This window comes from Microbispora sp. NBRC 16548 (assembly GCF_030268985.1).
GTDB classification, from domain to species: Bacteria; Actinomycetota; Actinomycetes; order Streptosporangiales; family Streptosporangiaceae; genus Microbispora; species Microbispora catharanthi.
In genome coordinates, this window is the sequence record NZ_BSSF01000003.1 from 322,130 (window position 1) to 337,147 (window position 15,018).

Below are 15,018 nucleotides of genomic sequence, written 5' to 3' on the forward strand. Positions count from 1 at the left end.
TGACCCGTCCTTACGGGCGAGTCAACCGTAGGCGCAGGCCAGGGCCCTTCCCAACGGCATTCCGTCGCGGAAATCGGCGGCTACATTGTGCAGATGAACATTCCCCCTCCGGCCCCGGTGACCGAGCTCGCGTTGCGCTGCCTCGACGACATCGACGACATCGTCGAGGGGTGGCTGGCCCAGGTCGAGCTCGTCGACCCGTACGGGTCACCCGACCCGCCCGTCTGCCGGGACGAACTGCGGGGCACGGCGCTGACCGGGCTGGACATGCTGCTGCGGCACATCGCCACGGGATCGGTCTCCCCCGGCATGGCCGGGCTGTCCGAGCGCGTCGGGGAGCGCAGGGCCGGGCAGGGGGTGCCGCTGGAGTCGCTGCTGGCCGCCGCGCGGCTGGACGCCCGGGTGCTCTGGCAGGCCATGAACGCGCGAGTGACGCCGGAGGCGCTGCCCGGCCTGATCGCCGGGGCCCACCTGGTCTGGGAGGCGGTGGAGCAGCACGTGACCGGGCTGATGACGGGCTACCAGCGGGCGGTGCTGGAGATGGGACGGCAGCGGGAGGACCAGCGCAGGGCCTGGTTCACCCGGCTCATGGACAACCAGGGCCGCAATCCCGACGTGGTGCGCGACGCCGGCCGGGTCCTCGGGTTCGACCCGTCGCAGCCGCTCCTCGCCGTGGTCGCCCATCCCGGGGAGGGGGCGGCGCTGCGCGCGGCGGAGGCGGCGATGGCCGGGAGCACGGGCGGGAGCGGGGCGCACTGCTATCGGCACGAGTCGCCGACCGGCGACGTGCTGATCGTGCAGCCGCCGGCCCGGACCGCCGATCCGCCGCGGTCGGTCGTCGCCGCGCTCGCGGGGGTCCGCTGCGGCGTCTCCCCCGTCGTCAGCGGCCTGTCGGAGGTTTCCCGTGCCGTACGGCTGGCCTCGGCGGCCGCGGGGGCGTCGCGGGCCGGTGCGGGGCCGCGGCGGCTGGAGGACGCCTGGCTGGACGTCTTCGTCGGCGGGAGCGGGGAGCTGGCGGCCGAGCTCGCGCACCAGGTGCTCGGCCCGCTGTCCGCCCTGGGCGGGTCGGAGGGCGAGCGGCTGCTGGAGACCGTGCGGATCCACCTGGGCGGCTCGGGCTCGGTCGCCGACACGGCCGCGGCCCTGTACTGCCATCGCAACACCGTGCAGCACCGCTTCGCGCGCTTCCGCGAGCTCACCGGCCGCGACGTGCGCATCCCCGAGGACGCCGCCGTCGTCGCCCTCGCGCTGCGCGCCGCCGGCGCCTTCCCCTAGCAACAGGAGAGGTCGCGGTAGGGGAGCGCCTTGCACTGCTTGCTGTCGCCCGTCATGGCGGCGATAGTGCGGGAGTGAGCGGTGAACCGATCGACGATCGGCCTGGAGCGCCGCGTGCCCAGATGGGTCATCTGATCCGGGCCATGGGGACGGGTGTGGTGCGGTGGACGCCGCCGGTGCTGCTGGCCGTGCTGTCTGCCGGAGCACTGGCGCCGGTGCTGGTGTCGGGCGTCGGCCTGGCAGGCGCAGGGCTCGGCGCCGTCTCTGCGATCGGCGGCAATGTGCTGACCGACCTGATCAAGGCCGGGCTTTCCCGGCTGACCGTCACCGGCCGCAAGCCCTCCGCAGAGGAGGTCGCCGCCGAGATAAGACAGCGGATCCAGGAGGTGCTGGAAGCGGGTGGTGAACACGCGGAGACGCTGCGGCGCGACATCGCGCGGCTGACCCGGGAGTTCGGACTGGCCGAGGCGGCGATCGACGCCGCGGTTCAAGTCGGCGATCGGGAGCTGCAGTCGGCCCTGACCGCGGGCCTGGCCGGTCTGAGTGAGGAATTCGCTGAGTTCGCGTTCGTCATGTCGGCCATGGAACGACACCTGCGGTCGCTCCAGGAAGGCATCGACCGCAACCAGGCCGAGCTTCAACTCGCGGTGAGCCTGCAGTACCAGCAGGCCACCGACACCCGGCTGCTGCTCAATCTGCTGTCACTCATCGAACGCCGCACCCGCCACGAGCACGAGACGCCAAACGGCGGCGAGACGCCGCGCTGGAGCGATGGCAGCCCGTACCAGGGTCTGGCCCCTTTCGGTGAGGCGGACGCAGAGGTCTTCGCCGGGCGTGACATCGCCACCGCCGAACTGGTCAGCATCCTGTCGCGACGACCCGCCGCTTCCGGACCACTGGTCGTGACCGGGGCATCCGGCGCGGGCAAGTCCTCGCTGTTACGCGCCGGGCTCCTCCCGGCGATCGCGCGCGGTGATCTGTCCCGCGAGGCCGGGCACTGGCCGCGACACGTCATCGAGCCGCAGCCACGCTCCCCGATGTCCGCTCTGGCCACCCTGCTCGCCGGCCTGGCCGGCCTGGCCGCGCCCGATGTGCTCGACACGCTGACCGCCGACCCTGATCGCGCCCACCTACTGGTACGGCAGGCTCTGGGGCAGGACGCCCGTCGCCGGTCCCTGCCCGCTGAAACCGTCTCGAAGGCGCGGCTGGTCCTGATCGTCGACCAGTTCGAGCAAGTCTTCACCGGCGACGACGAGACCGCGACGGCCGAGCGTCTGGCGTTCATCCGCGCCCTGCACGCGATGGCGACGATCCCGAGTGGCGCGGACGACGTCCCGTCCGCGCTCGTGGTGATCGCGGTCCGCGGGGACTTCATCGACCGGTGCGCCGGCCATCCCGAGCTGGCCGTGGCCCTGCGGGACCCCTTCGTGCTGGGGTCGATGACCGAGACCGAGCTGCGAATCGCGATCACACGGCCCGCCGACGTCGCGGGCCTGGACATCGAGCCGGGCTTGGTCGACACCATCCTCAGCGAACTGCGCTCCCCCTCGGGCGGGTACGAGCCGGGGGCACTGCCCCTGCTGTCGCAGAGCATGCTCACGGTTTGGGAACATCGCGAGGGCAACCGCCTGACCAGTCGCGGGTACGCCCTGACCGGTGGCGTCACACAGGCCGTCACCACTAGCGCCGAGGCCGCCTACGACAGCCTCGGCGCGAGCGAACGCGACCTGGCTCGACGGCTGTTCCAGCAGCTGACCACCGTGTCGCCCGGCAACAGGCTGGCCCGGCGCGCCGTGCGCCTGCCCGACCTGCGCGCCGCCTTCGATGAGGCCGATCGCGCTCAGGTGGACCACGTGCTGGAGTTGTTCGCGCGGCGGCGGCTCATCGTGGTCGACGCGGCCTCGGTCCAGATCTCTCACGACACGCTGCTACGGACCTGGCCCCGGCTGACCGGATGGCTTGAGGCAGACCTCGCCGCACACGCGCTGCGCAGCCAACTCCTCGACGACGCCGACGAATGGGACCGCGACGGCCGTCACGCCTCCTACCTCTACCGTGGGGAACGTCTGGCCGCCATCGTGCACGCTGAACAGCGGTGGCAGACCGGGCGGCTCGGCCCGTCCCCTCTCACGGGCGTCCCCAAGACATTTCTGGACGCCGCGGTGCGGGCTGAGGAACGCGGCAGGCGTCAACGCCGACTCGCCCTGGTCACACTCTCCACACTGCTGGCCGCCGCCGTGGTCCTCGCCGGAGTCGCACTCATCCAGAGCAGGGCGGTCCGCGAGCAGCGGCAGGTGGCCCTGAAGCAGCAGCGGGTCGCGACCGCTCGCCTACTGGTCTCAGAGGCTGAGGCGGCACGCACCACCGACCCCCGGCTGGCCCTGCTGTTGGGCATCTCCGCCGAGAGCGTCCAATCCGACCCCCAGACGCGCGCCAGCCTGGTCGGCACGCTCACCGCGACCCGGTATGCCGGGACTCTGGGCGAATACTCTGACACGGTCGATTCGGTGGTGTTCTCCCCCGGCGGCCGCCTGTTGGCCACCACCAGCCGGATCGAGACGACCAAGCCGATCCCATCCTGCGACGGGACCGCATGCAGCGCCGGCGGCCCTTCCTGTCCGGACGGACAGACGTCCTGCCAACCGGCGACCCCCTCCCCTCAGCCCACGGTGACCACCAGCGTCTACGGCGCGGTCGTCTTCTGGGACCTGTCGGACCGAGTACGGCCGCGGCGGCTCGGCGCCCCGCTGGTCATCGACAACGCTCAGACGGCGCTCGTCACGTTCGCCCCGACCGGTCACCTCATGGCCACCAATGACGACGGCGGCAGAGCCGTCACCCTCTGGGACATCTCCGACCCCGCCAAACCCGTGCGCCGTGGCTCGTCACCGAGCGGCACCTACGACGACGTCACCGCGATCGCCTTCTCCCCGGACGGGCGCACCCTCGCGGTCGGCCGCGACGCTCATAGGGTCGAACTGTGGGACGTGTCCGACCCCACCCGCGTCACCCGCCGAAGTTCCTCCCTTGCGGGGCTGACCAAGAACGTGGAATCGGTGTCGTTCTCCCCCGACGGGCGTGCCCTCGCCGCGGCGAGTGACGACGAGGTGCTGCTCTGGCGGCTCACCGACCCGGCACAGCAACCCATGCGGCTGGCCTCCCCCATCAAAGTCGGCGCGCCTGCCGCCTTCTCCTTCGACGGGCGACTGCTGGCAACGAGAGTCCAAGATGTCAAGGCGAACAAGCGCGCACAGTTCGCCCTGTGGGATGTCACCAAGACCGTGCCCACTCGCATCGGCCCCGCCCTGACGGGCAACAACAACACCTTCGCCCTGTCTCCGAAGGCGGCCACCATGGCCGTCACCGGATACGACGGCACCATCGCCCTCTGGGATATCAGCGACCCGTCCCACCCCGTCCAGGCAACCTCACCGCTCAGCGCCCATACGGATTGGGTCATGTCGGCCGCGTTCTCCCCCGACGGCCGCACGCTGGCCACGGGCGGCAGGGATAAGACCGTCATCCTATGGAACCTCAGCGACAACGGCCGGCCTGCCCAGCGCGGCAAGACGCTCGAAGGAGCGGACGCGATGACGTTCCGCCCCAACGGCACGGTCCTCGCCTCCGGCAGCAGGAGAGGTGTCGTCTCGCTATGGGACTTGACCGATCCCGCCCGTCCCGGCGAGATCGGCGCCACCGTACCCGGATCGAACACCACGCTCTCGCCCGATGGGCGCCTGCTGGCCACAGGCGGCTCAAACGGCGCGGTGACCGTGTGGGACCTGTCCGACGCGGCCCATCCCGTGCAGCGAGGCGTGCCGCTGTCCGCGGCCGCGGCCCCAGCGATGTTCTCTCCCAACGGACGCATGCTGATCACCGGAGACGCCAATACCTCCACTCTGTGGGACCTGTCCGATCCCATGCATCCCGTACGAGTGGAAAGAGACCTGCCGGCGGTGATCGTGCTGGTGGCGGCGTTCACGCCGGACAGCCGGACGCTGGCAGTCGGCAACATTTACGACTTCGATGGCAAGTTAACGCTGTGGGATGTGTCCAACCCGGCGCACCCGGCCAAGCGGACCGTCCCGATCCTGACGGGCGACACCTCCGACGTGACATCCGTGACGTTCTCCGCCAACAGCCGAATCATGGCGGCCGGCCGCTCGGACGACAAGATCGTCCTATGGAACATATCCGATCAGAAGCGGCCCGTCCGCATCGGCCAGCCTCTCGCGGGAGCCGCGGACCCCAACAAGGGCATCATGTCTTTAGCCAGCTCGATCTCGACCTCGGGAATGGCCTTCTCACCCAACGGGCGGATACTGGCCAGCGTGGACATCGCAGGTTCGCTGTCCCTCTGGGATGTCACCGACCCCGCCGCCCCGCACCGGCTCACCGCCCTCATGTCCCTGCCCGACAAGGACCTGAGAGCTTTGACATTCGCGCCGGACGGTAGATCGCTGGCCGTCGGCACCTTCCATGGCAGCGTGAGCCGGTGGGACATCTCCGGCATTGTGGATCTGCAGAGCCACGCGGTCGAGCGCGCGTGCGCCATCACAGGACATGGCCTCGACCCCATGCGATGGGCTCAATTCATCCCGGGACTTCCTTACCAGGAGACATGCCGGTGAATACGCCAAGCCGGCGTCCAGCTACGTATTCAGATCAAATGCCTCTTAGATGCGGCGGTCTTCCATCTCCCAGATGTGGTCGACGACGTGCCAGATGATGCGGCGGGCGGCGTACCGGACGGGCCAGCCCTCACCACCGGGAGGAAAGGCCTCTGCGGGCCGCTCGAGCACCCGCGCGATGTCGTCGCGCATGGCGGTCAGGCCTGCCTCGTCCTTGAAGGGCTTGTGCCGCACGCCGATCTTCCGGGCGTACGAGCGCTCGGCCTCCACGACGTGGGCGACCATCTTGTCCCTGTCCCTGCCGCCGCCCCTGGGACCCTTGCGCAGTTCCTCCGGGGAGGCCGCGGCCGCCTCGGCGAACACCGCCCAGGCCGCGCGGGCGAGGGCGGCCGCACGCGCGGCCTCCGGCGCCTCCACCGGCTCCCGGTCGAAGTCCGGAATGGCGGAGATCGCGCCGAAGTCCGTCGTGCTGTCGCCCTTGACCCGCTCGACGACCGCCGGGTCCCCCGGCGCGAACTCCAGCCCCGCCCGCTCGGCGATCGCCCGGAAGCGCGGCGTGTAGTCCACGAGCGTGTCGAGCGCGGCCTCCTCCGTCCTGCCGATGCGGCACCAGCCCGGCCAGTCGATCGAGCAGGCGAAGACCTTCTTCGGGCCGATTTCCAGGTAGACGCGATGGTTCATGCCGGTCAGCATGACACCTGTACGTGACAGACCACGTCAGGTTCAGACCAGCTCGATGAGGTCGGCCACGGAGTTGACCACCTGCGTGGGCCGGAACGGATACCGGTCGATCTGGTCCTTCTGCGTGACGCCGGTGAGCACCAGGATCGTGTGCAGGCCGGCCTCGATGCCGCAGACGACGTCGGTGTCCATGCGGTCGCCGATCATCGCGGTGGTCTCGCTGTGCGCGTCGATCCGGTTGAGCGCGCTGCGCATCATCATCGGGTTGGGCTTGCCGACGAAGTACGGCTCCACTCCGGTCGCCTTGGTGATCATCGCGGCCACCGCGCCGCAGGCCGGCAGCGAGCCCTCGGTCGAGGGGCCGATGGGGTCGGGATTGGTCGCGATGAAGCGGGCGCCGTTGTCGATCAGCCGGATCGCCCGCGTTATCGACGTGAAGCTGTAGGTGCGGGTCTCGCCCAGCACCACGTAGTCGGGGTCGAGGTCGGTCAGCACGTAGCCGACCTCGTGCAGGGCCGTGGTCAGCCCCGCCTCGCCGATCACGTACGCCGAGCCCTCGGGCCGCTGGTCGGCGAGGAACTTGGCGGTGGCCAGCGCGGAGGTCCAGATCGCCTCGGGCGGCACCTCCAGCCCGGCCGCGCGCAACCGTACGGACAGGTCGCGGGGGGTGTAGATCGAGTTGTTCGTCAGGACGAGGAACCGCTTCCCCGACTCCTTCAGCCGCCTGATGAACTCGTCGGCACCCGGCACCGGCTGCCCCTCGTGGACCAGCACCCCGTCCATGTCGGACAGCCACGACTCGATGGGCTTTCGCTCGCTCATGTGTCCAAGCATGGCAGGTGACGGTGCACCGAAGCACATCCCTCACCGTGTCCGGAAATATCCTGATGCGACCTCAGGTTGGGCCGAACATGAGCGAGGACAACATCCGCGGGGTGCCGCGTGGGACGGCCGAGGCGCCACTGTCGATCCTGGAGCTCGCGACCGTCGGCGAGGGCTCCACGCCCTCCGAGGCGCTGCGCGACGCCACCGAACTGGCCCGCCGGGCCGAGGAGTGGGGCTACCACCGCATCTGGGTCGCCGAGCACCACGGAATGCCCGGAGTGGCGAGCTCCTCTCCGGCCGTGCTCATCGCGCACCTCGCGGCGGCGACCAGGTCGATCCGGATCGGCTCGGGCGGTGTGATGCTGCCCAACCACGCCCCGCTGGTGATCGCCGAGCAGTTCGGCACGCTGCACGCGCTGCATCCCGGCCGCATCGACCTCGGCCTCGGCCGCGCCCCCGGCACCGACATGGCCACGGCGAACGCCCTGCGCCGCTCGGCCGAGGTGGACCCCGACGAGTTCCCCCAGCAGGTGGCCGAGCTGACCGGCTTCCTCGACGGCTCCTTCCCGCCCGGCCATCCGTACGAGAAGATCCGGGCCGTGCCGGGCGGTGCCGACTCGGCGGCCACGGGCCGCCCGCCGATCTGGCTGCTCGGCTCCAGCGGGTTCAGCGCCAGGCTGGCCGGGCTGCTCGGGCTGCCGTTCGCCTTCGCCCACCACTTCAGCGCCGGCAACACCGAGCCCGCGCTCGACCTCTACCGCTCCTCGTTCCGGCCCTCGGAGGTGCTCGACCGGCCGTACGCGCTGATCGGGGTGGCGGCCGTCGCGGCCGACACCGACGAGGAGGCGCTGCGCCAGGTCATGCCGGGCGCGCTGTCGTGGCTGCGCCTGCGACATGGGCGGCCCGGCCGTACGCCCACTCCCGAGGAGGCGGAGGCGTACCCGTACACCCCGATGGAGCGGGAGTTCGTCCGCGAACGGCTGTCGACGGTGGTCCACGGCGACCCGCAGACCGTGCGGGACGGGCTGGAGGAGCTGCGCAAGCGCACCGGGGCCGACGAACTGATGATCACCACGCAGGTCCACGGCGGCGCGGCGCGCCTGCGCTCCTACGAGCTGATCGCCCGCGCGTACGGCATGATCCCCTGATCCCCGGCGGAAGCGGTTGCGGGAAAACTCGCGGAGATCGCGAACCTCGGCGGACCGACGGTCATCAAAAACGACGGAGCCCGGAGGGGAGGGGCCTCTCCGGGACATTCGGCGAAAGGATGGACCATGATCCAACGGGGGATCCGCAACGGCGTCCTGACCCTGTCCGCGGCGGCGCTGCTGACCGTCGCCGCCGCCGCTCAGGCCGGCGCCGCGTCCGCCGCCCCGGCGTCCGCGAGCGCCGCGAGCTGCGCGCGCGTCAACCACTCGTCCGGCTACGTCACCCAGACGGTGAAGGTGACCAACAACTGCGGCTACACCGTCTCCTTCTCCGTCCGGCGCGTGGGGCCCGACAGCCCCTGCTACATCGTCCGCCCTGGTCACTACCGGACGTACAAGTGGGGCAACGGGCTGAACTACCAGGGCATCAGGTGGAACTGCTCCTGAGGTTCGCTTCGCGGACGCCCGCCTGAGCGGGCGTCCGCCCAGGACGTCAGCGCCCCGCGGGAGCGAGGGCTTCGAGTGCCTCTTCGGCCCGGCGCATGGAGTCGCGGGGGTCGGCCTCGGGGTTGCCGATCTCCGGGTCGAAGTTGAGGTCGTGGAAGACCTCGGTCACGCCCTTGGCCTCGAGCGCCTCGACGTCCCGCCGGATCTTGTCGTACGACCCGGTCAGCGGGCCCTCGTCGGAGGGACGGACGCGGGTGACGCCGCGGACGACGAACCGCAGCGCGCCGGGGTCGCGGCCCGCCCTCCGGGCCGCCTCCTTCACGACGGCGATCTGCTGGTCGATCGTGTCCAGGTCGGCGCGGCTGGAGCTGATCCAGCCGTCGGCGATCCGCCCGGCCCGCTCCAGCGCCACCCGGGCCGTGCCGCCGAGCATCACCGGCGGCGGCGTGGCCGGTTTCGGGTCCTGGTGCGAGCGCGGCACCTCGTAGAACTCGCCCTTGTGCTCGACGACGTCCTCGGTCCACAGCCGCCGCAGCAGGCCGACGTACTCCTCGCCGCGCCTGCCCCGCCGCTCCATCGGCACGCCCGACGCCGCGAACTCCTCGGGCAGCCAGCCGAGCCCCAGGCCCACGTCGAGCCGGCCGCCGGACACCTCCTGCAGGGAGGCGAGTTGCTTGGCCATCAGGACCGGGGAGACGAAGGGCAGGTTGAGCACGGCCACGCCGAGCCGTACCCGCTCCGTGACGCCCGCCAGGTACGCGAGCGCGACGACGGGGTCGTGCACGCTCCGGTAGACCGGCCCCATCGGGTTGCCGACCGGATAGAGCAGGCGCTGGAAGGTCCACACCCCGTGGTAGCCGAGTTCGTCCGCGCGGCGCGCGATCCGCCTCATGTTCTCCGGTGTCGCCCACGAGCCCGACACCGGCACGGAAAACCCAATCCTCATAAGGGCACTTTAGGGTGTCCCCGTGATCGAGGAACTGGCGCGGCTGGCGCGCCGCGACGGGCCGGTGACGGTGCTCAAGCAGACCCGCGTGCTCGTGGTCCGGGCCGGCGACGTCGTCGTCAAGGCGCATCCCCCGGACACCGACGAACGCGCCCTGCGTGCCCGCCTCGACGCCGCCGGGAACCTGCCCGGCGTCATGCTGGCCCCTCTCGGCCTCGAACGGCTGGACGGTAGGCTCGTCACGATCTGGCCCGCAGGCGAGGCGCTGACCATCGCCGACGTCGACGCGGGGACCACCCCGTGGGAGGAGGGCGGCCGGCTGCTCGCCCTGCTGCACTCCCGGCCGGCCCCCCCGGAGCTGCCGCCCGCCGGGGGACCGTCACGGCTGCCCAGGGCCATGGCCGACCTGGCGGCGGCCGGTGTCCCGGACCCGGTCGCCGCGCCCGTCCGGGCGGCGTACGCGACGCTGCCGCCGGTGCGTGCGGGCGGCGCGCTGACGCACGGCGACTGGCACCTCGGCCAGATCGTCCGGCACGACGGCGCGTGGCTGCTGATCGACCCCGACGACCTGGGCGCGGGCGACCCGGCGTGGGACCTGGCCCGCCCGGCCGCGTGGTACGCCGCCGGCCTGCTCGACCCGCGGGACTGGGAGCGCTTCCTGACCGCCTACCTCGCGGCGGGCGGGACCGCCGTCTCCGCGGACGACCCGTGGCGGGAACTCGACGCGCCGGCCCGGGCGTTGACCGTCCAACTGGCCGCGACGGCGGTGGCCACGGCGGCGCGAGCGGGGGAACCGCCCGACGACGCCGCCGAGGCCCTGGTGTCCGCCTGTGGGAGGATCGTCGCGGCCACGGAGGCCGAGACCTGACCGAGGGAGAGTTCGTCACATGGAGTGCCCCAAGTGCCGTGGACGGATGCGGACGTTCGACCGCAACGGGGTCCACATCGAGCAGTGCGACAACTGCCGGGGGATCTTCCTTGACTACGGCGAGCTGGAGACGCTGACCCGCATGGAGTCACAGTGGGCCCAGCACCAGTACGCTCCGCCGCCGCCCGCGCACGGAGGGCCCGCCTGGGGCGGTCACCACGGCGGCCACCACGGCCACCACCATCGGGGGCACAACAGCTGGATCGGCATGCTGTTCTCCAGCTGACCCCTTCTTGAAGGCTTCGGACGGAGGCCGCGGTCCGGATCCGGGCCGCGGCCTCCGCGTGTCCGGTCATCCCGGGAACGCGTCCGGGTCCACCTCGCTCGTGGTGGCGTTCCCGCCGAACACTGCGTCGAGGGTGAGCGTCCAGTCGCTCCACCTCACGCTGTACCCGGCGTAGACGGTCTGGAATTTCAGCGCGTCGTCGAACTTGGAGAAGCCGCAGTTCCTGGTGAAGGCACGGGTGCCCCTGTCGTAGTCCACGCCGGTGGTGAAGTAGACGCGGTAGGTGCCGTCCTTGATGTTCGCGACCTTCGCGGTCGACCGCTTGCGCACGTAGAAGCTGACCGCCTTGCGCCCTCCACGCACGAGGGTCACGACGCCGTCCTGCGTGCCGCCGTTCTTCACGGTCAGGCTGCCCCGGCCGCCGCGGATCGCCGACAGCAGCGTCGCGCCGTTGCCGAGGCGGCGTGCGCGCTGGGCCGGCGGCTTGATCTGGACCACCGGGTAGTCTCCGGCCTTCGCGAGGTCGCCCGCGGAAGCCCTGAAGTCTTTGAACTCGCCCGACCGGCCGAGCCCGGCCAGCACGGCCGTCCCGCTGCACAGGACGTGCGACGTCACGTCCTCGTCCAGCGCGCCGAGCCTGCCGTTCAGGCCGCGCAGCGCCGCGACGTAGTCGGCGTGCTCGGGGGCGACGTCCGCGGGAGGCCGCAGGCCGCCGAGCCGCTCCAGCGCGGATTCCAGGGCGCTTTCCGCCCGGTCGATGCGCTGGTGGAGCGATCGGAAGGTCCGCGCCTTGGCGACGGCGGCGAGCGCCGTGCGGGCCGGGCGGCCGGCGGCGTCGAGGGCGCTCCGGTACGCCTCCGGCGTCAACGCCGGCGGGCCGGAGGCGGCGGCGGACGGCGCCGCCTCCTCGCCGGAGGCGGCCTTTCCCGATCCGCCGGGCGATCCCGTGCAGGCCGCGAGCGTGACGGACGCGGCCAGCACGGCGACGGCACCGGCCGGGACGGTACGTGAGAAGGTCCGGGGGGAGATCACGCGAAACACTGTCAGCCGGTGAGCGGACGCTGTCAACACAGGTTCACGCCGACGACGCCGCTCCCTCCGGGCCCAGGGTGAGCCACCGGGTGATGCCGATCGACTCCAGGAACGGCAGGTCGTGGGAGACCACCACGAGCGCGCCCCGATAGGCCGACAGCGCCTGCGCGAGCTGGCGCACGCTGGCCAGGTCGAGGTTGTTGGTCGGCTCGTCCAGCAGCAGGAGCCGCGGCGCGGGCTCGGCCAGCAGCAGCGAGGCCAGCACGGCGCGGAAGCGCTCACCTCCCGAGAGCGTGCCCGCCGGCCGCTCGGCCCGTGCGCCCCGGAACAGGAACCGGGCGAGCCCGGCCCTGACGGCGTTGACCGACGCCGCGGGCGCGACCGCCCGCACGTTGTCGACCAGGCTGAGCGCGTCGTCGAGCACGTCGAGCCGCTGCGGCAGGTAGCGCACCGGGACGTCGAGCCGGACCGAGCCATCACCCGGCGGAATCTCCCCCAGGATCGTGCGCAGCAGGGTCGTCTTGCCCGAGCCGTTCGGCCCCAGCAGGGCGACCCGCTCCGGGCCGCGGACGACCAGGTCGCCGATCGGCCCGGCGGCCGTGCGCAGGCCGTCCAGTTCGAGTACGGTGCGCCCGGCCGGCACCTCGGTGGCGGGCAGCTCCACCCGGATCTCGGCGTCGTCGCGCACCGCCTCCTCCGCCTCGGCCAGCCGCTCGCGGGCGGCCGCCACCTTCTCCTCGTGCATCGTGCGGTGCTTGCCCGCCGAGACCTGGGCCTGGCGCTTGCGCTCCTGCATGATGATCTTCGGCTCGCGCTTCTGCTCGTACATCTTGTTGCCGTAGCGCACCCGCCGCGCCAGCTTGGTGTGCGCCTCGATCAGCTCGCGCCGCTGGCGGCGCAGGTCGCCCTCGGCCGCGCGGACCATCCGCTCGGCGGCCTCCCGCTCGACCGCGAGCACCTCCTCGTACTCGCCGAGCGTGCCGCCGAAGGTGCGGCGGGCGGGCAGGTCGGCGATCTGGTCCACCAGGTCGAGCAGTGCGCGGTCGTGGCTGACGACGACCAGCGTCCTCGTCCAGGACGAGACGGCGTCGTACAGGCGCCGCCGCGCGTCGAGGTCGAGGTTGTTGGTCGGCTCGTCGAGCAGCAGCACGTCGGGCTCGGCGAGAAAGCGCGCGGCGAGCCCGACCATGACGGTCTCGCCGCCCGAGAGCGTCGCGACCGTCCGGTCGAGGTCCACCCCCGCGAGCCCGAGGCGGTCGAGCTCGGCGCGGGCGCGCTCCTCGACGTCCCAGACCACCGCGTCGTAGTTCGCCTCGCTCAGGTCGCCCCGCTCGATCGCGTGCAGCGCCTGCCTCGCGGGCGTGATCCCCAGCAGGTCGGACACCGTACGGCTCGCGCCGAGCGGGAGGTTCTGCGGCAGGTAGCCCAGCCGCCCCGTGAGCGACACCGAGCCGCTCGTCGGGGTGAGCTCTCCGGCGATCAGCTTCAGCAGGGTGGACTTGCCGCTGCCGTTGACGCCGATGAGCCCGGTGCGGCCGGCGCCGAACGCGAAGTCGAGCTCCTCGAAGACGGGCGTCCCGTCGGACCAGGAGAACGACAGATCCGTACAGACAATGGAATGAGACATAAGGCGGCTCCGGGCATCCCCAAGGGCGAAATGGTGAACAAACCGTGGAGACACCGCGGGCACGGGCCGCGAGGCGAGGGTCTGCCTGAGGTCGCTGCGCCGGACCACCGATGGCGGCCGTGGGCGCGGTGTCGAGACCTCAGAGCTCCAAGTGACCCTCCAGGGTGCGGCGGCAGGACGTCCGTCACCATACGCGGGACGGAGAAGGGGACGCCATCGAATTAATCGGCCGGGCGCCGGGCCGCCACCCGGCGTCCTCCTTGCCGGCGAGGGCGGGCCGTAGTCTCACCCGTCCCTGAAGGTGACAAAAGGCCTACCCCGCTCCACGAGTTCGGGACCTTGTCGGTAAGGTGAACCTGCCCTAAGTTAGGTTAGGCTTACCGACCGTCCGGAGGACGATGTGTTCGCGAGCTACCTCATCGGCCTTCGAGAGGGCCTTGAGGCCTCTCTTGTGGTCTCCATCCTGGTGGCCTTCCTCGTCAAGAGCGGCCGCCGCGAGCGGCTGCCCATGGTCTGGGCCGGCGTCGGCGTCGCCGTCCTCCTCTCCGTCGGGTTCGGCGCGCTGCTGACCTTCACCGCGGCCCACCTCGCCACGCAGCAGCAGGAGATGTTCGACGCCGTGACATCCCTGGCGGCCACCGTCTTCGTCACCTTCATGATCTTCTGGATGCGCACGGCGGCCCGCAAGATGTCGGGCGAGTTGCGGGAGAAGATGGGCGCGGCCCTGGAACTCGGGGCCACCGCCGTGGTCGTGGTGGCGTTCCTGGCCGTCGCCCGCGAAGGACTGGAGACCGCGCTGCTGTGGTTCGCCGCCGTCCAGGGCGCGACCAGCAGCGCGAGCCCGCTGATCGGCATCACGCTCGGGTTGCTCACCGCCGTCGCGCTGGGCTGGGGGCTCTACCGCAGCGCCCTGCGGATCAACCTCACGAAGTTCTTCACCTGGACGGGCCTGCTGCTGGTCCTGGTGGCCGCCGGGATCTTCAAGTACGGCGTGCACGACCTGCAGGAGTCGGGACTGGTGCCCGGTCTGAACACCCACGCCTTCGACATCAGCGGGGTGCTCGACCCCAGCGCCTGGTACTCGACGCTGCTGAGCGGGATGTTCAACATCACCCCGCAGCCCAGCGTGCTGGAGGCCGTCGCCTGGGTCGTCTACCTGGTTCCCGTCCTCATCCTGTTCCTGCGGCCCGCGGCCAAGACGCCGGCGAGCCCCGCCTCCAAGTCTCCCCAGCCCGCTTCCTGACCGGAGTCC

The 15,018-nt window shown here is 71.5% G+C and carries 12 protein-coding genes; 7 read left to right on the plus strand and 5 right to left on the minus strand.

Annotated elements, in window-relative coordinates:
- The first annotated feature begins 93 nt into the window (after positions 1-93).
- Positions 94-1,275: a PucR family transcriptional regulator gene (locus QSK36_RS09405; protein WP_285782080.1), complete on the plus strand. Its 1,182-nt coding sequence runs from the start codon at positions 94-96 to the stop codon at positions 1,273-1,275.
- A 122-nt stretch (positions 1,276-1,397) separates the two neighbouring features.
- Complete coding sequence (locus QSK36_RS09410) at positions 1,398-5,906, plus strand: NACHT and WD repeat domain-containing protein (protein WP_285782081.1); 4,509 nt, start codon at positions 1,398-1,400, stop codon at positions 5,904-5,906.
- Between the two features lie 45 nt (positions 5,907-5,951).
- Here the strand turns inward: QSK36_RS09410 and QSK36_RS09415 are convergent, their stop codons facing one another.
- Together QSK36_RS09415 and QSK36_RS09420 are read right to left on the minus strand one after the other, a co-directional pair.
- Positions 5,952-6,587 carry a hypothetical protein gene (locus tag QSK36_RS09415; RefSeq protein WP_285782082.1) on the minus strand — a complete coding sequence of 212 codons (636 nt, stop codon included), beginning with the start codon at positions 6,585-6,587 and terminating at the stop codon, positions 5,952-5,954.
- 42 nt (positions 6,588-6,629) lie between these two features.
- Positions 6,630-7,409 carry an HAD-IIA family hydrolase gene (locus tag QSK36_RS09420; protein ID WP_139572906.1) on the minus strand — a complete coding sequence of 260 codons (780 nt, stop codon included), beginning with the start codon at positions 7,407-7,409 and terminating at the stop codon, positions 6,630-6,632.
- A gap of 89 nt (positions 7,410-7,498) precedes the next feature.
- Here QSK36_RS09420 and QSK36_RS09425 point away from each other — a divergent pair, with 89 nt between their 5' ends.
- On the plus strand, positions 7,499-8,560 hold the full coding sequence (locus QSK36_RS09425) for an LLM class flavin-dependent oxidoreductase (protein WP_285782083.1): 1,062 nt from the start codon (positions 7,499-7,501) through the stop codon (positions 8,558-8,560).
- A gap of 126 nt (positions 8,561-8,686) precedes the next feature.
- Entirely contained in the window at positions 8,687-9,007 is a 321-nt protein-coding gene (locus tag QSK36_RS09430; RefSeq protein ID WP_285782084.1) for an alpha-amylase inhibitor, read from the plus strand.
- Positions 9,008-9,053: 46 nt separating this feature from the next.
- On the opposite strand, the gene QSK36_RS09435 is transcribed toward QSK36_RS09430, so the two are convergent.
- A complete protein-coding gene (locus QSK36_RS09435; RefSeq protein ID WP_285782085.1) occupies positions 9,054-9,953 on the minus strand; it encodes a TIGR03619 family F420-dependent LLM class oxidoreductase in 900 nt (299 codons plus the stop codon).
- Positions 9,954-9,975: 22 nt separating this feature from the next.
- Here QSK36_RS09435 and QSK36_RS09440 point away from each other — a divergent pair, with 22 nt between their 5' ends.
- Complete coding sequence (locus tag QSK36_RS09440) at positions 9,976-10,821, plus strand: phosphotransferase family protein (protein WP_183531333.1); 846 nt, start codon at positions 9,976-9,978, stop codon at positions 10,819-10,821.
- 19 nt (positions 10,822-10,840) lie between these two features.
- Complete coding sequence (locus tag QSK36_RS09445) at positions 10,841-11,107, plus strand: TFIIB-type zinc ribbon-containing protein (protein WP_182902512.1); 267 nt, start codon at positions 10,841-10,843, stop codon at positions 11,105-11,107.
- Positions 11,108-11,173: 66 nt separating this feature from the next.
- On the opposite strand, the gene QSK36_RS09450 is transcribed toward QSK36_RS09445, so the two are convergent.
- Together QSK36_RS09450 and QSK36_RS09455 are read right to left on the minus strand one after the other, a co-directional pair.
- Positions 11,174-12,139: a hypothetical protein gene (locus QSK36_RS09450; protein WP_285782086.1), complete on the minus strand. Its 966-nt coding sequence runs from the start codon at positions 12,137-12,139 to the stop codon at positions 11,174-11,176.
- 43 nt (positions 12,140-12,182) lie between these two features.
- Positions 12,183-13,766, minus strand: a complete 1,584-nt coding sequence (locus QSK36_RS09455) for an ABC-F family ATP-binding cassette domain-containing protein (RefSeq protein WP_183531331.1) — start codon at positions 13,764-13,766, stop codon at positions 12,183-12,185.
- A gap of 400 nt (positions 13,767-14,166) precedes the next feature.
- On the opposite strand from QSK36_RS09455, the gene efeU reads away from it, so the two are divergent.
- Positions 14,167-15,009 (plus strand): iron uptake transporter permease EfeU, encoded by an 843-nt coding sequence (gene efeU / locus QSK36_RS09460; RefSeq protein WP_285782087.1) that lies wholly within the window; start codon positions 14,167-14,169, stop codon positions 15,007-15,009.
- Positions 15,010-15,018: the final 9 nt, after the last annotated feature.